The sequence below is a fragment of the Octadecabacter dasysiphoniae genome (assembly GCF_021532615.1).
GTDB lineage: Bacteria > Pseudomonadota > Alphaproteobacteria > Rhodobacterales > Rhodobacteraceae > Octadecabacter > Octadecabacter dasysiphoniae.
The window spans coordinates 903,092-926,714 of the sequence record NZ_JAKGAQ010000001.1 but is presented as its reverse complement, the minus strand read 5'-3'; the positions used below and the strand labels follow the sequence as shown (position 1 = coordinate 926,714).

At 56.4% G+C, this 23,623-nt stretch carries 23 protein-coding genes and 1 pseudogene; 13 read left to right on the top strand and 11 right to left on the bottom strand.

The window, feature by feature from the left end; genetic code table 11:
• Positions 1 to 18 precede the first annotated feature (18 nt).
• The 4 genes from L0664_RS04580 (at position 19) to L0664_RS04565 (ending at position 3,898) form a co-directional block, all read left to right on the top strand.
• Entirely contained in the window at positions 19 to 519 is a 501-nt protein-coding gene (locus L0664_RS04580) for a DUF3299 domain-containing protein (protein WP_235224437.1), read from the top strand.
• Complete coding sequence (locus tag L0664_RS04575) at positions 513 to 1,025, top strand: DUF3299 domain-containing protein (RefSeq protein ID WP_235224436.1); 513 nt, start codon at positions 513 to 515, stop codon at positions 1,023 to 1,025. The genes L0664_RS04580 and L0664_RS04575 overlap by 7 nt, the downstream gene beginning before the upstream one ends.
• A gap of 885 nt (positions 1,026 to 1,910) precedes the next feature.
• Positions 1,911 to 2,570 carry a response regulator transcription factor gene (locus L0664_RS04570; protein WP_235224435.1) on the top strand — a complete coding sequence of 220 codons (660 nt, stop codon included), beginning with the start codon at positions 1,911 to 1,913 and terminating at the stop codon, positions 2,568 to 2,570.
• Positions 2,567 to 3,898 carry a sensor histidine kinase gene (locus L0664_RS04565; protein WP_235224434.1) on the top strand — a complete coding sequence of 444 codons (1,332 nt, stop codon included), beginning with the start codon at positions 2,567 to 2,569 and terminating at the stop codon, positions 3,896 to 3,898. The genes L0664_RS04570 and L0664_RS04565 overlap by 4 nt, the downstream gene beginning before the upstream one ends.
• A 47-nt stretch (positions 3,899 to 3,945) precedes the next feature.
• Here L0664_RS04565 and L0664_RS04560 read toward each other — a convergent pair whose 3' ends face one another.
• Together L0664_RS04560 and L0664_RS04555 are read right to left on the bottom strand one after the other, a co-directional pair.
• Complete coding sequence (locus L0664_RS04560) at positions 3,946 to 4,983, bottom strand: calcium-binding protein (protein WP_235224433.1); 1,038 nt, start codon at positions 4,981 to 4,983, stop codon at positions 3,946 to 3,948.
• A gap of 386 nt (positions 4,984 to 5,369) precedes the next feature.
• On the bottom strand, positions 5,370 to 5,768 hold the full coding sequence (locus L0664_RS04555; protein WP_235224432.1) for an RrF2 family transcriptional regulator: 399 nt from the start codon (positions 5,766 to 5,768) through the stop codon (positions 5,370 to 5,372).
• Positions 5,769 to 5,871: 103 nt separating this feature from the next.
• Between L0664_RS04555 and L0664_RS04550 the strand changes: the two genes are divergently transcribed.
• The 3 genes from L0664_RS04550 to L0664_RS04540 are packed head-to-tail and all read left to right on the top strand — an operon-like array spanning position 5,872 to position 6,432.
• Positions 5,872 to 6,000 (top strand): GTP-binding protein, encoded by a 129-nt coding sequence (locus L0664_RS04550; RefSeq protein ID WP_418888010.1) that lies wholly within the window; start codon positions 5,872 to 5,874, stop codon positions 5,998 to 6,000.
• On the top strand, positions 5,997 to 6,269 hold the full coding sequence (locus L0664_RS04545; RefSeq protein WP_235224431.1) for a DUF6525 family protein: 273 nt from the start codon (positions 5,997 to 5,999) through the stop codon (positions 6,267 to 6,269). Before L0664_RS04550 ends, L0664_RS04545 begins: the two co-directional genes overlap by 4 nt.
• 10 nt (positions 6,270 to 6,279) lie before the next feature.
• Positions 6,280 to 6,432: a hypothetical protein gene (locus tag L0664_RS04540; RefSeq protein WP_235224430.1), complete on the top strand. Its 153-nt coding sequence runs from the start codon at positions 6,280 to 6,282 to the stop codon at positions 6,430 to 6,432.
• Positions 6,433 to 6,613: 181 nt separating this feature from the next.
• On the opposite strand, the gene L0664_RS04535 is transcribed toward L0664_RS04540, so the two are convergent.
• The 6 genes from L0664_RS04535 to L0664_RS04510 all read right to left on the bottom strand — a co-directional run bounded on the left by L0664_RS04535 (position 6,614) and on the right by L0664_RS04510 (position 13,376).
• Positions 6,614 to 8,014, bottom strand: coding sequence for a TRAP transporter large permease (locus L0664_RS04535; protein ID WP_235224429.1), 1,401 nt, complete (start codon positions 8,012 to 8,014; stop codon positions 6,614 to 6,616).
• Entirely contained in the window at positions 8,014 to 8,637 is a 624-nt protein-coding gene (locus tag L0664_RS04530; protein ID WP_235224428.1) for a TRAP transporter small permease subunit, read from the bottom strand. The genes L0664_RS04535 and L0664_RS04530 overlap by 1 nt, the downstream gene beginning before the upstream one ends.
• Before the next feature lie 74 nt (positions 8,638 to 8,711).
• Positions 8,712 to 9,722 carry a TRAP transporter substrate-binding protein DctP gene (gene dctP, locus L0664_RS04525; protein ID WP_235224427.1) on the bottom strand — a complete coding sequence of 337 codons (1,011 nt, stop codon included), beginning with the start codon at positions 9,720 to 9,722 and terminating at the stop codon, positions 8,712 to 8,714.
• Between the two features lie 111 nt (positions 9,723 to 9,833).
• Positions 9,834 to 11,126 carry a sigma-54-dependent transcriptional regulator gene (locus L0664_RS04520; RefSeq protein WP_235224426.1) on the bottom strand — a complete coding sequence of 431 codons (1,293 nt, stop codon included), beginning with the start codon at positions 11,124 to 11,126 and terminating at the stop codon, positions 9,834 to 9,836.
• Positions 11,119 to 12,840 (bottom strand): sensor histidine kinase, encoded by a 1,722-nt coding sequence (locus tag L0664_RS04515; protein ID WP_235224425.1) that lies wholly within the window; start codon positions 12,838 to 12,840, stop codon positions 11,119 to 11,121. Before L0664_RS04515 ends, L0664_RS04520 begins: the two co-directional genes overlap by 8 nt.
• A 155-nt stretch (positions 12,841 to 12,995) precedes the next feature.
• Positions 12,996 to 13,376: a carboxymuconolactone decarboxylase family protein gene (locus tag L0664_RS04510; protein WP_235224424.1), complete on the bottom strand. Its 381-nt coding sequence runs from the start codon at positions 13,374 to 13,376 to the stop codon at positions 12,996 to 12,998.
• 84 nt (positions 13,377 to 13,460) lie between these two features.
• On the opposite strand from L0664_RS04510, the gene L0664_RS04505 reads away from it, so the two are divergent.
• Entirely contained in the window at positions 13,461 to 13,760 is a 300-nt protein-coding gene (locus L0664_RS04505; protein WP_336247090.1) for a hypothetical protein, read from the top strand.
• Between the two features lie 66 nt (positions 13,761 to 13,826).
• On the opposite strand, the gene L0664_RS04500 is transcribed toward L0664_RS04505, so the two are convergent.
• A complete protein-coding gene (locus L0664_RS04500; RefSeq protein ID WP_235224422.1) occupies positions 13,827 to 15,983 on the bottom strand; it encodes a metallophosphoesterase in 2,157 nt (718 codons plus the stop codon).
• 231 nt (positions 15,984 to 16,214) lie between these two features.
• Here L0664_RS04500 and L0664_RS04495 point away from each other — a divergent pair.
• The 4 genes and pseudogenes from L0664_RS04495 to L0664_RS04480 form a co-directional block, all read left to right on the top strand.
• Positions 16,215 to 16,680: pseudogene (locus L0664_RS04495) on the top strand (aldehyde dehydrogenase family protein); the annotation flags it as partial.
• A 360-nt stretch (positions 16,681 to 17,040) separates the two neighbouring features.
• Entirely contained in the window at positions 17,041 to 19,104 is a 2,064-nt protein-coding gene (locus tag L0664_RS04490; RefSeq protein ID WP_235224421.1) for an AAA family ATPase, read from the top strand.
• 324 nt (positions 19,105 to 19,428) lie between these two features.
• Positions 19,429 to 19,965, top strand: coding sequence for a terminase small subunit, Nu1 (locus L0664_RS04485; RefSeq protein WP_235224420.1), 537 nt, complete (start codon positions 19,429 to 19,431; stop codon positions 19,963 to 19,965).
• Complete coding sequence (locus tag L0664_RS04480) at positions 19,958 to 21,718, top strand: phage terminase large subunit family protein (RefSeq protein WP_235224419.1); 1,761 nt, start codon at positions 19,958 to 19,960, stop codon at positions 21,716 to 21,718. Before L0664_RS04485 ends, L0664_RS04480 begins: the two co-directional genes overlap by 8 nt.
• A gap of 28 nt (positions 21,719 to 21,746) precedes the next feature.
• On the opposite strand, the gene L0664_RS04475 is transcribed toward L0664_RS04480, so the two are convergent.
• Positions 21,747 to 22,598 (bottom strand): hypothetical protein, encoded by an 852-nt coding sequence (locus L0664_RS04475; RefSeq protein ID WP_235224418.1) that lies wholly within the window; start codon positions 22,596 to 22,598, stop codon positions 21,747 to 21,749.
• Positions 22,599 to 22,690: 92 nt separating this feature from the next.
• Positions 22,691 to 22,909 carry a hypothetical protein gene (locus L0664_RS04470; protein WP_235224417.1) on the bottom strand — a complete coding sequence of 73 codons (219 nt, stop codon included), beginning with the start codon at positions 22,907 to 22,909 and terminating at the stop codon, positions 22,691 to 22,693.
• 206 nt (positions 22,910 to 23,115) lie between these two features.
• Here L0664_RS04470 and L0664_RS04465 point away from each other — a divergent pair, with 206 nt between their 5' ends.
• A complete protein-coding gene (locus L0664_RS04465; RefSeq protein ID WP_235224416.1) occupies positions 23,116 to 23,619 on the top strand; it encodes a hypothetical protein in 504 nt (167 codons plus the stop codon).
• Positions 23,620 to 23,623: the final 4 nt, after the last annotated feature.

The following is a 23,623-nucleotide window of genomic DNA, read 5'->3' as shown; positions in this document are numbered from 1 at the left end:
AGAATCGTGGACCTTCAGATGATCAATCGACGAACAGCCCTGACCTTCATGAGCGGTGCCGCCGTCACACCACACACCGCGTTTGCAGCCTCCCCCACAGAAATAACATGGGATGATCTGCTTCCCCCCGGTCTCGCGTATTCGCAGATCATCGGCGAGGGTGAGATGGACGAGGCCAATGACATCTGGCGTCCCATTTATGACGCCAACGCCACAAAGCTGAACGAAAACCTCAACGGGGCCTATATCAAGATGCCCGGTTTCATCATCCCGTTTGAGATTACAGCGGCGGGGGTGACCGAATTCATGCTGGTGCCCTACATCGGCGCTTGCCTTCACACGCCCCCGCCCCCCGCAAACCAGCTTGTGATGGTCACGTCCGCCGAACCGTGGCCCAGTGAACAACTCTGGGATGCCGTTTGGGTGACAGGGCAGATGCGCACACAATTGCAAGACACCGACCTAGGCCAAACGGGATATTCCATCGCCGGTGACACGCTTGAGGTTTATGTATGGTAATTCGTAATGTGCCGCGTCGCACGGTTCTGACGGGCATGGCGGCCGCAGCGCTTGTGCCCAGCGCCGTGCGGGCCGAAGACTACATCGATCTGACATGGGAAGAATTGTTGCCGGATGGCCAAACAACAGTCCCAAATGCGCTGCGGGGATTGCTACCGCACGATGAAACCGCGCCCCTGTCCAGCCAACAGCCTGCATCTACGGGTGTGCGGGGGGATTGGAACGGGCTGGTTGTCCGCCTTCCGGGCTTCATTGTTCCGATTGATTACAGCGGCAGCGGCGTCACGGCCTTTATCTTGGTGCCCTACGTCGGCGCGTGTGTGCATGTTCCTCCTCCGCCAGCCAACCAGCTGGTGTTTGTGACCGCACCAACGCCCTACGAAAGCAATGGTCTGTTCGAACCTGTCTATGTGACCGGAATGTTCGGCGTTTCGTCGATGTCCACCCAACTGGCCGAAATCGGCTACGCGTTGTCGGCAGACGAAATCGAGCCCTACCGCAGCTGATGCATCGGCCCGCACGCGGGAATGGAATGTCAAAAGAACCAAACCCAAGGCCGCCAAGCTTGGGTTGAGTCCGACGTCAGATGGCTGATGTCACGGATAAAAAACTCGGGCAGGCCAACTGTCCGAGCACCCTAACACCCCGAACCAAACTTGCGGATGTCAGTGCCTCGCACCCACTGCAAAGTGTCCAAAAATTAGCCTTGGTGCGCACCCATTACGCACGGTGATAAAGTACCGCGAACATAGGTCGGGTTTCGCGTTGCCCCAGTGTGTTTGCTTTTGGCCTCGGGGGCGGTCTGTCGCCGATTCATCGCGGCTGGCCGGCCAAGGGTTGGAAGATTTCGACGAAGTCTTAGAACCTAGGACACACCGCCAAAGCAGCCCGATACCCCGTTACAAAGGTCATCAAATGCGCCGCGCCACCGCGATTTTCCTTCCGCTCTTTGCGACCGCAGTCGGCGTTGCCAAAAGCGCACCCTGTGCCGCTCAGGACTTGACCAATGATGGTGCATTTGATGCTGCCGTTGCCGCGGCAGGCGAAGTTGTGCCCCAAAGCACCATGATTGATGCAAGGCTTCTGTCCCGCGGTGACCGCAATTTCTATGAAATCCTGCTCATGGCTACGGACGGTGCGCTGTATGCCGTATACGTTGATGCCGAAAATGCGCGGGTTGTCCGACCAAGCGATGTTAGACCTGATCGAGCGGGTCCAGACACTAGGCCCCCGCCACGTGTGAACACGCGCAGGCCGCCCCCTAAACCACGCCAATCACCACGCCCCGACCGACCGCCGCACGAAAGGCAGAGGTGACAGCGTGAACAGATCAATAACATGCGGGAACGACACGCTGGGTGGTGGATATTTTCACCGCGGGAGGCCCTAGCATGCGTTTGCTCGTTGTTGAGGATGAAGATCGCGTTGCTGCACAGATTGTGGAGGCTCTCGAGGTTGAAAACTTCACCGTCGATGTCGCCATGGACGGTGAGGATGGCCATCATCTTGGTGCAAACGAGATTTACCATGCCATTGTGCTTGATCTGTCATTGCCGCGGCTTGATGGCGTGTCCGTATTGCATTCTTGGCGCTCTGGGGGGCTTCAGACGCCAGTCCTTGTTCTGACTGCGCGCAATCGTTGGGAAGATCGGGTTGAGGGGCTGAACGCTGGCGGCGATGATTATTTGGGCAAGCCTTTTCAGATGGAAGAACTGATCGCACGTCTGAATGCGCTTATCCGGCGTGCGGGTGGCGAAGCTGCACCAGTTAGCTGTATTGGCGCGATATCGGTTGATCTACGCGCACAGCGCGTCACACGGGACGGACGCACTGTCCCCCTGACGGCGCACGAATACAAAGTGTTCGCGACGCTTGTTCAAGCGCCAGACAAGGTGCATGCAAAAGGGGATCTGGCCGAAATCGTCTACGGCCTGCACAATGATCGCGACAGCAACACGATTGAAGTCTTTGTCGCACGGTTGCGCCGCAAACTTGGCACGGCGGCAATAGAAACAGTGCGCGGATCAGGCTATCGCATTGGTCAAGGATGAGACTGCGTTCGCTTCGTCTGCGCGTCCTGATTGGCGCAACCCTCTGGATCACGCTGTCTTTGGTTTTTGGCGGATACGCCATCCTTGCCGTGTTTGAAAACGCCGCCCTTAGACAATTCGATCAACGGCTGAGCGAGGAGCTGGCCGTTTTGCGCGTCGCAGTTGCAACAGAACCGCAAGACATTGCAGGGCGCATGACCTCGCCCTCGTTCTCGCGTGTGTATTCGGGGCTGTATTTTCAGGCAGAGACCAGCAATCACACCGTCACATCACGTTCGCTTTGGGAACGTGAACTGCCCCTTGGTGCGCCGAGTGCGTTGCCGGAATGGCACGTTACCACTGGTCCCGAAATGCAAAACCTGAGGCTTTTGGCGCAAAGCGTGCGTGTTCCGGATGGGCGACGCTGGCACCTTGGTGTGGCGGCGGACCTTGCGTCTATTGAAACCACCATGGAGAATTTTCAAAATAATCTGTTGCTTGGCCTCATCGCACTTGGCCTGACGTTGGTGGTCGCCGCGACCCTTATGCTGAACGCGGCCCTAAGACCGTTGCGATACCTGCATGATGCCGTTGTTGTTCTTGGCAGCGCTGCCTCGCGGCCCAACCCGGATACCTTTCCGTCCGAGGTTGCGCCGCTTGTGCGCGATCTTGATCGGCTGATTGAACGCAACCGCCGCCAACGCGATCGCGGATGTTTGCAGGCTGCGGGTCTTGCCCATGCCCTGAAAACCCCGACGACGATACTGGCCGGGGAAATCCAACGCGTCGCGCGTGGCCGCGACCTTGATCTTGCCGCCGCACAGGACGCGCTTGTCCGCCTACAAGAGGCGACGGCGCTTCACCTCGATCATGCTGTCACCGGCCCCGAAGCAATCCTGCCAGGTGAGCGCATTGAGATCATGGGGGTGCTGCGCGATCTGACCGGTGCGCTTGAACGCCTGCACCGGGACGTCGTTTTCAGCACACAAGGTCCCGACGCAATCTATCTTGCCGTGACGGTTCCGGATTTTCACGAAATGCTTGGTAATCTGATCGAAAACGCCGCCCAATGGTCGTGCGGTCGTGTGCAAACGATTGTCTCTAAAACACGGGAAACGGTGACCCTTATGATAGAGGACAATGGCCCCGGCCTGCCTGTTTGCGAATATGAACACGTGTTCGAACGCGGGGTTCGCCTTGATCGGGCGACGTCCGGCTCGGGTCTGGGCCTCACGATCGCACGTGACGTTGCGGGCCTGTACGGCGGAACGATTGAACTGGAAACCGCCCCCCCGGGTGGTGGATTGCGCGCGACACTGACGCTGCCTCTCTCTCACGGATTGAATTAACCGGGCCAGCAACCGGATGGTGGCTGCTGGCCCGTGATGATTTGTGGTCAGGCGATCATAAGAAGCCCGCTCAGATCTTCCTCGACGACACCTTCCAGCACAAGTTCACTGTCGCCGTAACTGAGCGTTGTATCGCCCCCTTCGGTCGATGTGGTCACATCCGAGGCCGCGAAATCCGCAAACTCCAGCACATCTGCGCCGACGTCAAAGTCGGTGATCGTGTCCGCACCATCTGCGAGAGCGAAGACAAAGGTGTCTTCGCCGTCCCCACCGGTCAGGGTATCACTCCCCGTACCGCCATTGATTGTGTCGTTGCCACTGGCCCCGTTGATGATGTCCGTGCCCGCCGCCCCTGTGAGAAGATTGGCCTGTCCGTCGCCCGTGATCTGGTCATCGTTGTCACTGCCCAACACATCGTCGAAATTCTCAAGCGTCACCGCGAAAAACTCGCCCGCCTGAAAATCACCTGCGTTCTCAACGATGTTACCGATGAAGGTTCCCTCGTCCAGATCGATATCAATGGCCACCGCCCCCTGAACAGAGGTCGAATCAACCACGTTGGTTTGGTCTTCATTGGCGACCACGGTTTCGACGACTTCGATTGTGCCTGCTTCGACATCGAATTCACCGACGGTGTCCGTGCCCAGATCCCCTTTGTCGATAACCCCGGCTGAGCTGATCGTGACACCCGCATTCAGATCGGAGTAATCGATGGTGTCGTCACCGTCCCCGCCAGTGACCGCGTCATCACCCGCCGAACCCACGATCACATCGTCGCCAGCCCCACCTGCAAAAACGTTGTCGCCGTCCGTGCCAATGACAGTGATGTCATCGTCTTCGTCCACGTCAATTTCGACGGTTTCATCAACTGTGTCATCACCGTTATTGTCGATTTGCGCAATCACGACACCATCTTGCGCGGCGCCAAGATCAAGATCGACATCGTCAGCCCCGGCAATGTCAGTCAGATCGATCGTGTCGTTGTTCCCTTTGCCGCCCTGCCCTGTGCCATTGTTACCGCCGCGCTCGTCATCGTTTGAGCCGTCCTTCTGTGAGTCGTTTTTCTGTGTGTTGTTGTCTTGCATTGGATAGATCCTTTCTGCTTGTGAGACTGATGTCTGTTGCCCCCCCGCGCGAAGCGGGTTAGGTGCATTCAGCCAATCGCACCGCTGGTTTGCGAGCGTCCTGATCTATGCCATCCACGCCATGAAGCGGCCCTGAACACAGCATTCAGCCACCGTTCAGCTTTGCCCACATGCGCGGCAGGCCGCCCACACAACGCGGCTCAGATAACTGTGTTGGATGCTTTTGCCCCGCTGAATATCGCATTCTGCGGACAAGGATTTCGCTATTCGATATTGAATGGGCCCCGAAACCAGGCCTTTGAAAAACCTTAAACGCGCGGGGGATCGTTCAGGACCAATACAGCATTGGGCACCCTTTCGGACCGGCCAAGCGCGACGCTACCTGTCTATCGCACTTCCGCGATTGTGGTTGCGGCCAGTCGTTCCACCAAACTACGTTCAATGTCTTCCAAGACCGACGCCACTTTCTTCTGTAAGATGTTTTCTACCGAACAAGCAGAAGCCGCCTCCTGTTCAGCAGTAGCCACAAGGCTTTCATCAAGCGCGAGGTACACATCGGCCAATGTGATCGCGTCCGGCGCGCGTGCAAGACGCCATCCCCCTGCGTGGCCTTTTTCAGACGTCAGCAGGCCCGCCTCGCGCAGCTTTCCCAACACGCGGCGCACGACAACTGGGTTGGTCCCCGCATGCTTGGCGATATCAGCAGATGTCCGCATGCGATCCGGATCACCCGCCATATGACCAAGTGTATGCAGAGCAAGAGACAGGCGCGAATTGCGTTTCATAGGCAGGTATTCCCCTAAGTGGAGGCTAATGTAACTTTTGCTGTTGCGTTAATCTAGTAACTACCTAAGTTACCTGACTTGCAGGGCATTAATGGAGTCGACCATGTCAGATACCCGCCGTCCCGTCACGGTTCTTTCCGGCTTTCCCGGCGCTGGAAAAAATATGCTCTTGAACGGTGTTTTGAACAATCTCGAAGGCCGCTGCATCACGGTGAGGCGCGCGGCGACATGAACCGAAACCTAGGTGAAACATCGCTGTGCAGGAAACGTAGATCTGTCGATCCGATGCACGCCTACGATTCCTTGCCGACACCGCTGCGCCAATGGCTTTCACAGGCGGCTTTGCCATGGTCACCGGTGTCTGCCCGTAAAATCTGGGCGCGCGCGCAAGCGAAAGGCCTCAGCGCCGATGACGCGCTTGCCTTGCTGTGCCGCTCAGAGGCCCAAACCCTCGCCCGAGATAAACTGGCGATCCGTCAATCAATCCCTGCAACTGAATAAGGAACTTCTCATGTCATTCACTGTCCTCATTTTGGATGACAACCCGAAGGATCGCCAAGCGACGGCACCCGCGTTGTCGGGTTTGGGGTATGAAACGGTTGTTTGCCCCTCGATTGAAACCGCCGAGGCGGCACTGGAGCAGCGGACATTGGTAAACCGATGACTCCAGACGCACTTCCCTTCCAAATAGCCTTTCTGGAGAAGCCGATTTCGCAACGTGCGTTTGCAATGTTGATCTAGACCGGCAAATCCTCGTCTTGCGACGTGGTGCACCGGCCTTCGTCAGCGCAGATGGTCCAGTTGCCATCGCGAAAAATGCCGCACTTCACACAGTGGAGGCATGTTCAGGCCAAGCTTGGCAGCCACAGCACGATCCCGGGAAAGGCAACCAAAAGCCCGATCGTCACCGCGTCTGCGATGAAAAATGGTGTGACACCCTTAAAAACATCCTGCACCGACAAATCATCGCGCACGCCAGCAACCACAAAACAGTTGAGCCCAATAGGCGGCGTGATCAGACAGAACTCCGCCATTTTCACCACAAGGATGCCGAACCAGATCGCGCACATGGGGCCTGACATTCCAAACGCGCTGTCGGCTGCCGCGACGGTTTCACCGCCATTCAGGGCCATGACCGCCGGATAAACCACCGGAAGGGTCAGCAGCAGCATCCCGATTGCGTCCATGAACATCCCCAGCACCGCATAAGCCAGCAGAATACAAATCAGGATCATCATGGGCGCCATGGTCAGCGATGTGATCCAGTCGGAAAACGCGCTTGGCAGGCCTGCAAAGCCAAGGAAGCGCACGTAGATCAGAACGCCCCAGATGATCGTAAAGATCATCACGCTGAGTTTTGCAGTTTCCAGAAGTGCGTCGCGCAATTGCGCCCACCGCATCCCTTGGTAAAGCGCCATGAGGAACACGACGAAGGCCCCGATGGCGCCGCCTTCGGTGGGGGTGCCCCACGCATCGCCGCCGAACGGGTTGTAGACAAAGCAGATGATCGTCACGACCACAAAGACAATCGGCAATGCGGGCGGCAGGGACGCAAAGCGTTCCTTCCATGTGAACCCGCGCACGGGCGGGCCGACGTTCTTGAAGACGACCGCGATGCCGATGATCAGGCCCGCATAGACAAGGGCCGAAAATGCGCCGGGGATAAAGCCGGCCAGCAAAAGTTTGCCCACGTCCTGTTCCACGATGATCGCATAAATCACGAGGATCGCCGAGGGTGGGATGAGCGATGCAAGAGTACCACCCGCCGCCACGACGCCCGCCGCGAATTGTTTGTTGTAGCCGATCTTTAACATCTCGGGGATCGCGATGCGCGCAAAGACGGCCGATGTGGCGACCGACGCCCCTGACACAGCGGCAAAGCCAGCGGTCGCAAACACGGTTGAAACAGCCAGACCACCCGGCACCCATGCAATCCAGCGTTTCGCGGCCTCGAACAAAGCTTTGGTCAGGCCCGCGTAATAGGCAAGGTAGCCGATCAGGATGAAGGTCGGGATCAGCGACAACGCTTGGCTGGAAACTTTGGAATGCGGGACTTGGCCCGCGGTTTTGACAGCCACGCCCAGCGCCCAGCCAAATTCATCAAAGCCGAAATCTTTCTTGGCCCAGAAAATCCAGATCAGGCCGATCATACCCGCAAGACCCGCAGCAAAAGCAACACGCATACCAAGGACGACCAGCACCAACATGCCGCCCGTCACCCAAAGGCCGATTTCAATGGGTTCCATCAGTCTTGCCCTTCCAGTTGATCCGCTTCCATGCGGGCTTGGGTTGCGGCGTCAGCCACAAGTGGCACGGCAATGGCGTGGCCTGTCACAAAGGCACGGGCATAGGCCCAGACCTGAAGGCACAGGCGCAAGCACAAGACGCTGAACGCCACCGGCGCGAGAAGTTTCGCAGGCCATATCGGGAGAGCGATATCCATTGAGCTGTCACGGCTCCACATGGGGGCGGCAAAATCAAAGCTGCGATCAAAATGGGCCCATGTGCCCCAGACCAGCAGCACCATCAACAACAGCACCGCGAGGGTGGTGATCATTTCAACACCATAAAGAAGACGCCCGCGCAGCTTGCCAACAACGATATCCATGCGGATATGGCCGCCTTCGCGCATGACATAAGAAATCCCCATAAAAGCGATCAACGGCATGGCCTGTTCGATCCAGTCTACGTAGCCGGGCAACGGCGCATTCATCGCGTTACGCCCCGTGACCGACACCACAGCCAAAACCATCAACACGAAAACGCTGATCCCGCTTATCAGTGCAAACACACGTTCCAGACGCAGTAGCCGTCGGTCGCATTTGCTCAGAATACTGTCGTCCGACAGGACGAGTGACGCTGTTGCCATTATACTGGCCCCCGCAAATTGTATCGAAAAATAGGAAAAGCCCCGCGCCTATGTGGTGCGGGGCCAAGTGTCGATTAGTTCGCGTCTGCGATCATACCGGTTACAAGATCGTACAGCTCTTGTGCAGGAAGGCCCGCAGCGTTGTTCTGTTCGATCCATGCGGCAGCAGACGGGGCTGCGGCGGCGTCTTTGAAACCTTCGATTTCCGCGTCAGAAAAGGACACGACATTAATGCCGCGTTCTTCCAATGCGGGGCCCCATGCGTCCATTGTCGCACCGTTGTAGTTGGTGACGTAGTGATCCAGCGCGTCCTCAACAGAGCCCAACAATGCCTCACGGTGGGCATCAGACAGACCGTCCAGTGCCTCTGAGTTCACAACAACAGGGCAATTCACCGTGCCGGGGTTCAAGTTTTCTGTCCACCACGTTGCGTTTTCGATCGTGCCGAATGACATGTGGGCGTGCGGTGCGAAGGCCACGGCTTTGACAACACCGGAATCCATCGCCTGACGGACTTCGGATGCGGACATGGATGTTGGCACAGCGCCGACAGTTTCCATTGCCGCGCCGATACCACCCGTCGCGCGCACGCTCAGGCCATCAAAATCAGCAAGAGTCGTTGGCGCATCACCAACACCGACAATGTTGTATTGCGGCAGCGGCGACGGCATCAGCAATGTCGCGTTCCAGCGGGCCAGATCAGCGACAGTGGCGGGGTGCTGATAAACAGCCATCGACAGCGCGATTTCCTGCTCAAGCGAAGACACACCCAAAAACGGAAGCTCGAGCACAGTGATCGAAGGGTTCTTGTCGCGGTGATACCCTGCGCAGAACTGAGCCATTTCAAATGCGCCGATGGAAATCCCATCAAGGTTTTCGCGGTTGTTGGACAGACCGCCGTAGCTGATATTCAGCGTGAATTCGCCATTTGTCTTTTCAGACACCAGTTCGGCCAGTTTTTCCACATGCTCTGTGAAGGCGCGCTGTTTGCCCCACAAGGATACGTTCCATTCTTCGGCCTGCGCAGATGCTGCAAAGCCAAGTGTAAGCGCTGCAACGGCAGCAGTTGTCATGATGTTTTTCATTTCATTTTCCTCCCAAGAAAATCTGTTCGGATATTGAACACGATTCCAACGAGAGGACTTATGAAGAAAAATGCGCGGGTTTTGCGCCCTGCCCTGCGGATTTCCGCATAGCTACAACAGCGCGGTTTTATCGAGGCCCAGCTTCACGATCTTCTCGTTCAAGGTCCGCCGCCCAATCCCCAATTCGCGGGCCACATCCTCCATGCGGCCAGCGTGGGTTTGGATGGCTTTGGCGATCATCTGACGTTCAAACGCCGCGACCGCTTCGCGCAGGCCGGATTTGTGCGCACCCTCTGTATCATGTGCAGACATCGCGTCGTGCAATGATGTTATCCCATGACGCGCCATCATCACGCGCCGGTCCATCAGGTTGCGCAATTCGCGCACATTGCCGGGCCATTCATGGGCCATCAAAGTGCTGAGTTCATCATCACGCAACGCGGGCGGATCGCTATCGTACAAAGACGCAAATTCCTGACTGAACCGCATGGCCAATAGCGAAATGTCATCACGTCGATCCCGCAATGGCGGAAGATTGATGGCAAACCCGTTCAGGCGGAACATCAAATCCGCTCTCAATCCCCCTGCTTTGACCGAAGCGTCTGTGTCTTCGTTCGTGGCCGCGATAATCCGCAAGTCTACTTTTTCGGGCAGGCCTGTGTCGGGGGCCAGGGTCTCGCCGGCGTCAATCATGCGCAACAAAAGCGGTTGAACGTCCGGTGGGCATGCGCCGATTTCATCCAGCAGCAACGTGCCACCGGATGCCTCGCGGGCGATATAGGGCAAATGGGCCGCGCTGATCTGTGCTGCATTTACCGCGATATAAGGGCCATCACAGCGCGCCGACAGATCATGGATCAACCGCGCCACGAGGTCTTTGCCTGTGCCTGTTTCACCTTGCAGCAATACGGTGCTGTCTGCGCCAGCGACCATCGCGATGGTGTCGCGCAGCCGTTGCATTTGCGGCGTTTGCCCCAGCAAAACACGGTCCACACCCGACAATTCACGCAGCCGTTCCTTAAGGCGCACATTACGTTGCTGCATCTGGTGCGCCTGCGCCGCGTGCGAAAGAATAAGCAACAACCGCTTGGGATCGAACGGTTTTTCGACAAAGCTATATGCGCCGTGTCTCATCGCTTCTACGGCAGTGGGGATATCGCCATGGGCGGAAATCAACACCATTGGCGGCGCCACAACGAGTGATTTCAGCAAATCGAGCCCCGTAACATCCGGCATCCTGACATCTGATAAAATAACGTCCGGTTGGAACTGATCGATCCATCGCTCTGCGTCAGTGGCTCGCGCCAATGCTTTGGTGACCCAACCGGCAGCCTCTGCCAGATCGACCAGCGAATTGCGCATCAGGCGGTCGTCATCAATGATCAGTACCCGTTGGTCAGCCACCCGTCTGTCCCTTGTTTGGAAGCGTCACACGAAATGTTGTGCCCCCCGTTGATCGGTCATGGGCCTCTATCGTGCCGCCGTGGTCTGTGACAACACCTGCGGTGATCGTCAATCCAAGCCCCATACCTTCGCCACTTTCACGGGTGGTGGCAAAGGGTTCTTGCAAATCATCCAGTGTCTTACCGCGCAAACCATGGCCTGTGTCAGATACAGTAAACCACGTGTGATCCTCTGCTGCGCCCATGGCGATATCAATTTGGCGCATCTTTGTGTCCTGCACCGCATCAAGGGCGTTGCGAATGATGTTTGTCATCACCTGTTCAATGCGCAGCCGGTTGGCGTTCACCATGGTGGCCATGTTCGGTTGCGCGAACCTGACGGTGGCTTGCCGGTCTGAAATGCTGGGCTCCAACAGCTCAAGCGCGTCGTTCATTGCCTCGCCCAAATCGAATGTCTCGAAACTGTCGCGCCCTTTGCGCGAAAAAAACTTCAACTGGCGCGTAATGCTTTCCATCCGTTCCACAAGGCCATGCATTTTGTCGCTCAACTTGGTTGTACCCACGGTCATTTCGGATGCAGCAAGCTGGTTCTTCATCGCCGCAATCGGCTGCCCCAACTCATGCGTGACCGACGATGCCAACTGCCCGAGTGCCGCCAAACGCCCTGCCCGTTCAAGCTCTGCTTGGGTTTTCTTCAACGTATGTTCCGCCGCGCGCCGTTCTTCAATCTCCACCGCCAATTGCGCATTCGCGGATCGCAGCTCCGTTTCTTCGCGTTCAGATCTGATCAGCGCGGACCGTACGCGGCGCAACCGGTTGACCTGAAACAGGCTAAAGGCCAGCAAAGTAAGGGTCAAAAAACCGCCCGTCACCAACCACGCCCGCGCCACGGCCTGATCGCTGGGAACGAAAAAGTGCAACGTCCAGCCATTGGGTAAATCGGATGTATGCAGGTACAACAAGCGTTCATCGCCCACATTCGCCGTCTGACGAGCCGTATCAAAAGACCAATCCAGCGGGGCCAATTGTTCGGACCCAAACTGACGAGACGCCAGAATACTGCCGCGCTGTTCGGGCGATAGCGGTGACATGGTTTTGTAACGCCAGTCAGGATCGGACGCGAGCAAAACAACACCATCGTCATTGGCCAGAATGATCCTTTCGCCAGAGGCTTGCCATGTCTCCTGCACCCCCGAAAGATCGACCTTGATCGCAATGACCCCATTCGAATTCGTGTCCGCAGGCCAGACAGGCATGGCATAAAAATACCCCGGAATACCGGTCGTCGCGCCGATCCCGTAAAACTCGCCCAGTTCCCCATTTTGGGCTGCCTGAAAATACGGGCGGAACGCATAATTCTGGCCCTTAAAACTGACGGGGCTTTTCGCATTGGATGCAGAAATCGTGTTGCCCTCGCCGTCCATCAGATAAATCGCATCAAGGCCGGCACTCTGCGCAAACCGCGCCAACCGGTAATCTAACGGTTCGGTCTCCCCTCCTGCCAACGTGGCCGTCACGACAGGGTCAAGCGACAACAAGAACGGCAGATGTGCAAAATGGCGCAACTCGGATTCAAGCGTGCTGCGATACAACGTCAGCCGCGCCTGCGCTTTTTCAACTTCTTGCGATTTGAAAAAACTGAACGACGCCCAATACAGCCCCACCGCAAGAGCCAGAATAAATGCCGTCGAAAGAAATTTTGTAAAACGCATCATCTATGAGTGGCGGCAAGATGTGATAAAATCAACCTCGTCTTGTCGCGCGCCGGGCCGCTGTCGGGCTGTCCACATTTACATCGGTCATGAACGCTAGATTTCTGGTTTGTGCCCAAAATCCCAAATTGCGCAGCTGTTTATTGGGTCAGCCGTGTTTAATTTTCCTCGAACACTTTTCGCGCTGCCCGAAAACATTCCAGCCCCTGCGGTACGCCGCAATAAATGGCGATCACATGAATGATGGCTCTGATTTCTTCTTTTGAAACACCGTTGTTGATCGCCCCGCGGCAGTGCAACTCCCACTCGGTCATCTTTCCCAACGCGCCGATCATCGACAGGTTCATCATGGATCGGGTTTTCGCGTCGATCACATCGTCGCCCCACCCAAAGCCCCAGCACCACGCGGTCATGGCTTCTTGGAAGGGCCGCGTGAAATCGTCAGCAGCGGCAAGATTACGTTCTACATACTCCGCGCCCAATGTGGCCTTGCGTTGCTCCAGCCCCTTTAAGAACAGGTCTTCATCAAAGGTATCCATAGGTGTTCCTTTCAACGGATTTATGCGCTTATCGAAGGCGGCAAGGTTGCGCCCACCCCTCTCAAATTGATCGCGGCTATTGCAGTGATACGTAACCCTTGGGCGGGACAAGGGTTTGTTGATAATTTGGCCGCTGCCATTCAGGACTGTGCCCCCGAATTGGGCGCATTGCCAACCGAAATGGTGCTAGAGGCAGCCAGCTGCCAGAATTCGTCACGTGGTTTCACGGCGTTGTTCAGGCTCTGGGCGTTGGCGCCGTCAATGTCGCGCGGCATTCTATGGGCGCTGGTTTGGAAATACGCCATCAGACATCAAAGCGAGAACGCAGATCTAAGTGGCGTGATAACCCATTGGCCAGAATTGACGCTTAAACCCGTGCGTTGAAACCGCTTCGATTGGGCACCTGTGACCACTCGACGGACATGCCGTGACTACCGCTGATGGCCCCAGTTATAGGTCTAGGTCGTCACGCAGGTGGCCAACCCAGCTTCCGACAACTTGGATCGTGTTGCCGTCGCCAAAATCGAACAGGACGCCCAAGCCTGATACGTTTTCGGCAAACGCCAAAGCGTCATCGCTGCGATTGAACCCATAGTGTTCGAAATTGAGCGTATCGATGTTGTTTTCAAAATCCGTGATGACGTCATTTCCCTCGCCCGGTTTGAAGTAAAACGTGTCGGCATCGCTGCCACCGGATAGTTGATCGTCGTCATGCCCGCCATAAAGCACATCGGCACCTTCACCACCCGAAAGGGAATCGTTTCCGTAATTGCCATGCAGCCTGTCTTGCCCGTCGCCACCACGAAGCAGGTCAGCACCGTTCCTCCCATAGACAACGTCGTCACCGCCTGAACCGCTCAGCATGTTCGCCGCTGAGTCCCCCAAAAGGTTGTCGTTGGCGGTGCGTGATCCGATCAAATTCTCAACGCTATCCCAACTTTCGCCCATGGCGTCACCGCTGGATGCGCTGTTTCCCAAAAGATCAATCCTGACGCCCAGCAGCGACCCAAGATAGGACACAGTATCAACCCCAGCCCCGCCAAAGTAGTGATCCGTGCCGCTTTGCCCGCGAAGATAATCATCACCGTCACCGCCATGTAAGCTGTCGTGCCCACTGCCGCCATAAATCCGGTCTTTGTCATCGCCACCGTAAATCGTGTCGTCGCCACTGCCGCCATACGCAGTGTCGTCACCCTCCCCGGCGTGGATGGTGTCGTTACCCCCGTTTGCTCTGATAAGGTCGGCCTCGTTTGTCGTTTTTTCGGTGTGAGGGTCATCCAGATAGTCGGCATCAATGAAATCATCACCAGACGTTCCGGAAACAACACCGAGCTCGCTGGCAGCAATAATTTTGAAGCTGTCGATGATAAGCCCGTCATCCGCCGCGACGTAATCGACGACAAGTTCCGTGCTGGATACGGACACATTCGCGAACCCGTATTTTGATTGAACGTCCGTCGTGGTGCTATAACCTTCTGCGACGAAATCGTATTGCGTGAAATCGCCCACACGCAAACTCCGCCCCCCAACGCCAGACGCAACCTGAACAACCCCAGCCCCCTGCTCGTAGACTTTGTCAGTGTCTTCGATGAACATGGCTTGATCGTTCGCATTGCCCGTCAAAGGATAGGTCCAGCTGTAGGTGTGGGTGTGCCCCACCAAAAGTAAATCTGCGCCCGCAGAATAGATACGCTCGACGAGTTCGCTCCAATAGTTGTCCTCCGGCCCCTCTGATTTGTCAGGGGCCCCGCCAACAGGGTGATGTGCGAAAACGATTTTCCATTGCGCATCAGACGCTTGGAGGTCGGCCACGACGTAGTCCACAAGCGACGTCAGGTTCGCTGCATTTTTCAACTGGTTCGAATCAAAGGTGACAAAATGCGAATTCCCGTAATCAAACGAGTAATTCAATTCTTCTACGCTGAAGCTGGGTGCATCAACCGGGGCTGAAACGCCGGAAACAGGTATCGGGGCGCTGTAACTGTCAAGGTGGCCGTCTCCGCCAGAGGACAGGTCATGATTGCCAAACGCGACGTAGTCGATGTGCCCCGCAATCCAATCAAGTGTCGCGGCCGATGCATCATCCCCATCCAGCCGGATATCAAAGTTATTATGGGTTCCGTCATTGTACGCGTTATCGCCCAACAGTAACGCAAAGTCCGGGTCCATTTCGGTAATGCGGCCCTGCACGTCGAAGAACGGTTGCGAATTGGCGTAATATGCGGAATCGCCATACGCCGCAAAAGAGAAGGATTGATCGTCGCCGGGCGCCAATCGCGTCTGAAAAACATCCGAAAATGAGTTCGTCACACCGGTGTCCGCGTCAAAGTGGGTCACCTGATACTCATAATCTGAACCATACAACAGCCCGTCGATCTCCACCTCATGAACAATGCGGCCATCTAGGTTGAGGTCATTTGTGGTCCGTGTGTTCACCGCAACCCAATCGGCTGCACCCACCTCCCGGTATTCAATGGTGAAAGCGTCAGAACCGATCAGCCCAACCGTTTGCCAAAGAATTACGATCTGATCCGTCTCTGACCCAAGGTAGCCCGTGAGAGGGGCGTCTCCCAATTGCAGTCGGGGTGGTTGGTTGATGTGGGCCATTGGACCTCCGCTATCCAGTAAACAAACTTACGATGGCCGTATTCAGCCCCGGCCGAGGCGATCTGCTGACAATGCGACATACGCCTGTTCTGGGGGCATTGGGGTGCGAACTTGAATATCTGACAATGGCACGATGAGCGTATTACCGTCCCGACTCAACCTCCACCCCCTAAAACTGGGGGAGCCACATCAAACGCCACGAGACGACACAGGACAAAGAGCACGCGCAAAACCCCAACACAGATTACCTATGTCACGGAGTATTACCGCCACTACGCTGGTTTGGCGGATAAGATCGAAGGCGCACATCGTCCCATCGACAAGCCTGACATGGATGTTTGGCTGCGACGCGAACCCCTTTGGTGTGGTGGCAGCAATCGTGCCCTGAAATTCGCAGCTTTTCCTGTCCGCAGTCAAGATTGGTCCAGCGCGCGACGCGGGGTGCACCGTTGTGTTGAAAACATCCGAAGACGGCCCCGCCGCAATGCTGGAATTCGCACGCATCTTTGATCAGGCAGGTTTCCCACCCGGTGTTCTGAATGTGATCACAGGCTTCGATAAAGAACGTGGTGCTGTTCTGACCCGCCATCCAAAGGTGGCACACATCGCCTTCACAGGTGGGGCCGAAACAGCGCGTCAGATTGTGCGCAATTGGGCTGAAAACCTCGCATCCACATCGCTTGAGCTTGGAGGTAAGAGGCTATCGGTATTGCGAACGCGTCGCAAATGACCGCAAACCAAACTGCCAATGCAATTGGCTACGGTAACCAAATTGATGGCCAAAAAAATCAGACCTGCCCCTAAAATAGTTAAAATGTATGGTTTTATGGTGGTTAAATGGTGCCCCCACACGGCATTTTAACCATATAATTATCAATTACTTACCGGACATAACCAAGCCGGATACAACAGTGAATACAACAGACCGTGGCGCGGGCGATTTATTTCTCGCCGATCCACGTTTCCCCGCCCCGTTTATCAACTTTGAACCGACCTTCCAACGCGGGGGGCGACTCTTGGCCCTTTGGTCGATTCGCCCTGCCCTGGAGAGGTCCCTATGAAACACACCAAAATCACCCAAGCGGAATCCCCGCTCGACCGTCCTTTGACAGTCGCCTTTTTCGCGGACCGCAAGGCCCTCAAGATGGACGACCGCCAAGTGTCTTTACGCGAACTGGCGACCGAAAATCCTGTTGCCCGGTCCAAGGACTCGATGGGTCATATCAAACTAGGCAAGTTTTCTGGCGAGACCACGCCGCGCCGATCCTACCGCCACAACGCAGCACACCTGGAGGTGTCTGGGATTGAAGGCGACTATGACGAGGGCACGATGACTGTGGACGAGGCTGCGGCGGCCCTCAAGGCAGCCGACGTGGCCGCAATGATCTACACCACGCCGTCGCACCTTCAATCCGGCAAAGGTCATCGCTGGCGCGTTCTGTGCCCCCTGAGCGTCAACACGACACCCGAACATCGGACAGACTTGTTGGCACGGGTCAACGGCGCGCTAGGCGGCACCCTGAGCGCGGAGTCCTTTACGTCCGCGCAGTCGTTCGCTTTCGGCCAGGTTAAAAGCCAAGACGTGCCCGACGTGCGTTTGGTAGAGGGCCGCTACCTGGACCAGGCCGACGACTTGGACGCGGGCGCAGTCGGTCGCGCTACGCCGGATCGGGGCGAACCTGATATCGCAGCCGATCTATCCGACGACCCTTTCCGCGTCAGCAAAGCCGTGGACATGCTTAAGGCCGCAGCCCAACGGCTTACCGACACCGGGACCGCCCGAAACGAGGCATTGTGCCGCGAGGCTTTCTTGATCGGCGGGCTAATCGCCAACTCCCTGCTAACTCCTGAGGACGTCGCCGATGCCTTGCTGCCTGCCATGGTCGCGAACGGCTACGTGGACGACCACGCGGGCGGCGACATGGCAGAGGTTGAACGGATTCTGAACGCGCAGCTACAAGCGGGCGCGCGCGAACCTTTCGACCCCGGCAGCGCCGCTGACACGTTTGACGACGACACCGACGACCTGGACGACATCGACGCCTTTTTGGACGGCCACGTCCCCGACCCGTCGCCAGAGGGTCTTACGTTCCTGACCCCTGGGCAGTGCGCAACGCAGGCCCCCCGAGACTATCTGGTCAAGCGGCTAGTAGCGCCCGGTCAAGTCGGCTGCATTTTCGGCGAACCCGGCGCGGGCAAGTCCCTTATCGCCCCTGCCCTCGCTTATGCCGTAGCGCAAGGCAGCGAGTTTTTCGGTCTACGCACGAAACCCGGCACGGCGTTCTATATCGCTTGTGAGGATGAAGACGGGATGGCAGGCCGCGTGGCTGCGCTCTACGCCGAACACGGCAGCGCCGATGACTTCCAACTGGTCAAAGGTGTCAGCGACCTATTCAGCCCCGGCACCATAAAGGGCAAAGGCAGCCCGCACCTGGAGTCGATCCGCAAGGCGGTCAAATCGCAGCGCCCTAAGCTGGTCATTATCGACACCCTCGCAATGGCAATGCCAGGGGTAGAGGAAAACGACGCCAACGGGATGAACCGCGTGGTCCAAATCGGTAAGCTGTTAGCCCGCTACGGTGCAGCCGTCATTTTCATTCACCACGGGACCAAGGCGGAAGGCAGCACCCCGCGCGGCCACTCCGTATTCAACGGTGCTTTGGATTTTTCCTTAATGGTGAAGGCAGCCGATCAAGGCGGCGTTATTCGTGGCGTGGTCCGTAAGAACCGCAATGGCCCGCCTGACCTCGATATCGCGTTTCGGATCGGCACCCACCACGTCGGCGCTGATATAGACGGCGAGCCGATCTACGCACCCTATTGTGAGCCGTGCGACCCCGGCGCATCCACACCGATCAAGGCCTTGCCTGCCGCCGCCGCCGCTGCGCTTACCACGTTGGATGACCTAGGGTTGGGGTTAGGCGAGTGGGTGCCGGAAGAAGAATGGCGTGACGCTTGCACGGATGACCGCCAAGTATCGGCTTCCGAAATCCTCAAGTCGCGTCAGCAATCCTTCCGAAGGCAGGTCAAGATTCTATTAGCGGCTGACGAAATCGAGTTTTCCGAAGGCCAATATCGTATTCCCGATCCATTCGCGGACGCGTTCGATGATGCCGAATGATAACCGGACAACTGGCGACATTGGAGACATGTCGCCTCTATGTAACCTCGTGTCGCCGGGCAAATCAGTGCAGGCGACAGGCGACATAGGCGACACCCCCCTTAGGGGTGTCGCCATTTCGTGTCGCCAAGATGCCCCCAAATTGGAAGACCTAAGCCCAGGCAGCCGGACCTTCGGGAAGACTCAAGCGGACGTTGAAGGGTCAACGGTTGCGGGTCCCTCCTACGATCTACGGCACGCGGGGAGCGCGGAGCGCGATTTGTGTCCGACTCAAGTGAAAATTGAATCGGCCTGCCCAACTCAAGCAAAATTGGAATCTAAGCTATGAACGATATTGACGATTTTTTGGGTTTCGATGCTGAGACCGTGGACGAACCCAGCCACCGTGAAAGCCCGACCGACCCTGCCGATGATTTGGTCACGTCTGGCGAGGTCGCCGATTGGATCGGCCTGACGACCAGCCGTGTCAGTCAGCTTGCGCGTGACGGGGTTCTGCCGCGATCCGATATGCCGGGGCCGCATGGCCGAACGGGCTACCCGCTGAAAGCCGTCGTGCGTGCTTATACCGAATACCTGCGCAGCCGTTCGGTGAAAACCAGCGACCCCGAATTGGCCGCTGCCAAATTGCGACTGACGCAAGCCCAGGCTGACAAGACGGAAGCCTTGGCCGCGCGAAACCGGGGCGACCTACTGGAGGCACAGGCCGTTGCCAAAGCGTGGATTGCAGTCACGACCGATCTACGCGCCGCCCTTTTGGCGGTCCCCGAACGTGTCGCTGGGCAGCTTGGTCTGGACCGCGACACCACCGCCGCAATCGACGCGGAAGTCCGCACAGCTTTGGAGGTCATCGCAAATGACTAACCTGACAGACATTCGCCGCCAGACTTTTGAGGCATTGCGCCCCCCTGCCAAACGTCCCTTGTCGGATTGGGTAGAAGAAAACGTGCGCTTGCCGTCTAGCATCGCCGCACAGCCTGGAGCACTGCGCCTGTGGCCGCACCAGAGGGCAATCGCGGACTCCATCGGCGACCCCGCCGTAGAGCGCGTCAGCGTCTTGAAATCGGCACGCATTGGCTACACCCAACTTTTGGTCGCGGCATTAGGGCACTACGCTGTCAACGACCCTGGCCCTGTTTTATGCGTACTGCCTGCGGAGGCTGACTGCCGTCACCTTATGACAGGCGCGATTGAACCAACCTTTGCGGAATCCCCGGCGCTACGGCAGGCGCTTAAGGCGGACACCACCGAACGCGACACAATGCTGAGTCGTTACTTTCCCGGCGGTAGCCTTGCTATCGTATCGGCCAACGCCCCACGCAATTTGCGTGCCCGAACCGCGCGGATTCTATTTCTGGACGAGGTAGACGGTTTTGAGGTGGACGCACGCGGCGAAGGCGACCCCGTTGCCCTCGCCGAAAAGCGAACCTTGTCCTACGGCAACCGTAAAATCGTTTTGGGTTCTACCCCCGTGGACGAGGAAACCAGCCGGGTTTGCCGCGCCTATGAAAAATCGGATCAACGGATTTACGAGTGTCCTTGTCCGCATTGCGACGACCCGCACGAAATTAAATGGGTCGATATCCGATGGGACGCTGACAAACCGGAAAGCGCACATTGGGTCTGCCCGTCATGCGGTTGCGTGACTGAGGAGTCCGGTAAATCTGCGATGATCCGCGCCGGGGCGTGGCGTGCCACTAAACCGGACGTGAAAGGCCACCACGGCTACCGCATTAACGCGCTTGTCAGCTTACTGCCGAACGCAGCGTGGTCCAAACTGGTCGCGGAATTTCTTGAGGCGAAACGCAGCCCTACAACGCTTAAAGCGTTCACCACGACACTATTGGCCGAACCGTGGCGCTCTGACGGGGATGAAATCGACACTGCCGCCCTGTCCAGCCGACAACGCCCCCACGATCTGCAAAACATCCCTGAGGACTCGCTAATCCTGACTGCCGGGTGCGATTTGCAAGACGACCGTATCGAGATGACCACTGCCGCCTGGACCCGCGACAACGATATCCGCGTCCTGGCCCATGAAATTGTGTGGGGAAGCCCTTTAGAGGATGCAACCTGGACGGAATTGGACGATTTGCTGACTCGCCATTGGCAGCACCCTGGGGGCGGCATTTTACGGATTGACGCGGCAGTCATCGACTCCGGTCACCATGCCGATCAGGTTTACGGATTTACCCGCGCACGCACATCCCGCCGAATTGTAGCAGGCAAAGGCGTGCCAGGTTTCGCTCGCCCGTCCCTATCTTGGGGCAACTCCCGCAAGACTCGTCTGGCGCTGCTAGGCGTGGACGGGCTGAAACTCGCAATCCACCAACGCCTTAACCACGGCGACACCATCACAGTTTCGGACAGCTTGGGCCAAGACTACCTGGACCAGCTTGCAGCCGAACGACTTGTGACCAAATACCGCAAAGGCCACCCGGTTCGCATTTGGGAGAAAATCAGCGGGCGGCGGAACGAGGCATTAGATTGCCTAGGATACGCCATTGCCGCGCGGCAGCTTGTCGGGATCAACTTGGAAAGCCGGGAATCTGAATTGTCGCAAAGGCAGGTCGCACCAAAATCAACTGTGGCCCGGTCCAGGTTCTTGGACAATTAAGCAGAGGAGGCGGCGTCTACTTACGCCCCTATTCCTTAACCTCATACTTTTCGCGCTGCACCTTCAATTCATCTTCGATTTGAGCGAATTTATTCTTCCGGTTATCTCGAACAAAATCAATCACCAACTGAGACTGCGCGATATCTTTTGCGGACGTTATTCTAGCAAGAAACTCAATTTTATTCTTAAGGAATAGTCCCAAAAGAGCAACGAACCCGAAAAGTGCGATTGATCCGAGGCCTACCAAACTCAACAAAGCAAAAACTAAGGGATTTTTCCGAACCAAGTTTTCGGGATAGACATCGAATGAACTATATTCATGCAGCGAGATTGGGATCACGGGTTTTTCGTCGACGGCAAAGAACACATATTGGTCGTCTAAATTGACATCCGGATACCGGGTTGTGACTAAGTTGTCCGTAGCGACAACGAAATATAGTGATTCATCTGGTAACAGCCTAACTTTGATATCAACTTCATCTTCATAGTATTCGTCGCCATGATCGCCACCTAAAGCCGCAAACTCGAAATTTCGACTTATTATCTGAATCACAACCGGCTCGTCGGCGGACTCGTTTGTGATGTAGTAGGTGTCTAAGGAACCGCCAAAGCGCAGCCCAGAAGAGTCCAGTACCGTGGCGGAAAACTGTTCAAGACGCTCATCTGAAAGCGGTTCCTCGTCCTCAGCATAAACGCTGTCGATATATTTCACGGAACCGCTAACAATCGCTTGCATGAACTCCCGATGAATTGCAGTTTTTTGAAATAGGATTCGTAGTTCAGGGTCGCGTTCAATGTTTCGTTCTGCCAGGAGCATAATGAGACCGACAACCACGCCCCCCACGACAAGGGCAATGGTCTGTTTTACAATATCTTGCATGCGAATTAGTTCCTTACAAAAGCTTATGCAGCCTTAGCAAGTCTTGGTAGGCCTTCCAACCCTGACAGGTGACAAAGCTAGGTAGCCACTTTTCAAAATGGCAATTCGATAACCTGTGGCGCGGGGAAATTCGCATCGCTTTGCTTTCCGCCCGTGACATACGCGGCAAAATCGCCCGGCATTTGCCAACCTTGAGCCTCAAAATAGGCTTCACAACGGGCTTTCGAATAATTGGGGTGCAGCCCCTCTTGGTTTCCGAGTGCTGCAATAATCTGCGCGGCGCGTAGGCGTTCTTTTTGTGCAGTTGTCATTTTCATTCCTTGTTTGTCTGAGTGGTGCTTGGGGCCGGGCCGGATAGGAACCTGGCCCCAAGCGAAGACTGGAGAGTCTTGTTCGCCCAGCCATGCCCAGCAGAGCGAACGACTCACCGTATATCGGTTACAAAATATTTTAGCAAGTTACTTGCAAATTATTTTAGCAAGATGTAGATTGCCTCAGAACCGAGGAGAGATGACACATGACCAATTTTACACTTCGTCAAATTACAGATGCCCTGGCCCAAGTTGATCCAGGGTTTGATTCCGCCGAAAAGGCGAGGAAATCCTATTATGACCGCGCAAAGATGCTTCGCGACAGAAAGCTGATCCGGTCTTCCCTGAAAACTCAACAAGGTCGGACGACTGAATTAAATGAGGCAGACACTATCGCGGCGATTTTTGCGATTTGTGCAAACCGTGACGGTGAGTCCTGGAGCATAATTGAACACGCGCACCTTGCTTTGCGTCAATTTGACAGCACGACCGGACGTCGCGCCTTCGAGGAATATGCGGAAACAATCGCATCGGGCACCCCCGTTTTTATCGACATCCACATTGTCCGATACCCTTTCCCGGGTATTGACGTGCAAATGAGCAGCAAACCTGCTCCCGCACCCGAAAACGTAACGCGGACTATAACATATCCGATTACGGCCCTGGCGCTCCCAGTGATGCAAAATCTAGCCGAAACTGCGGAGGAGTAACTCT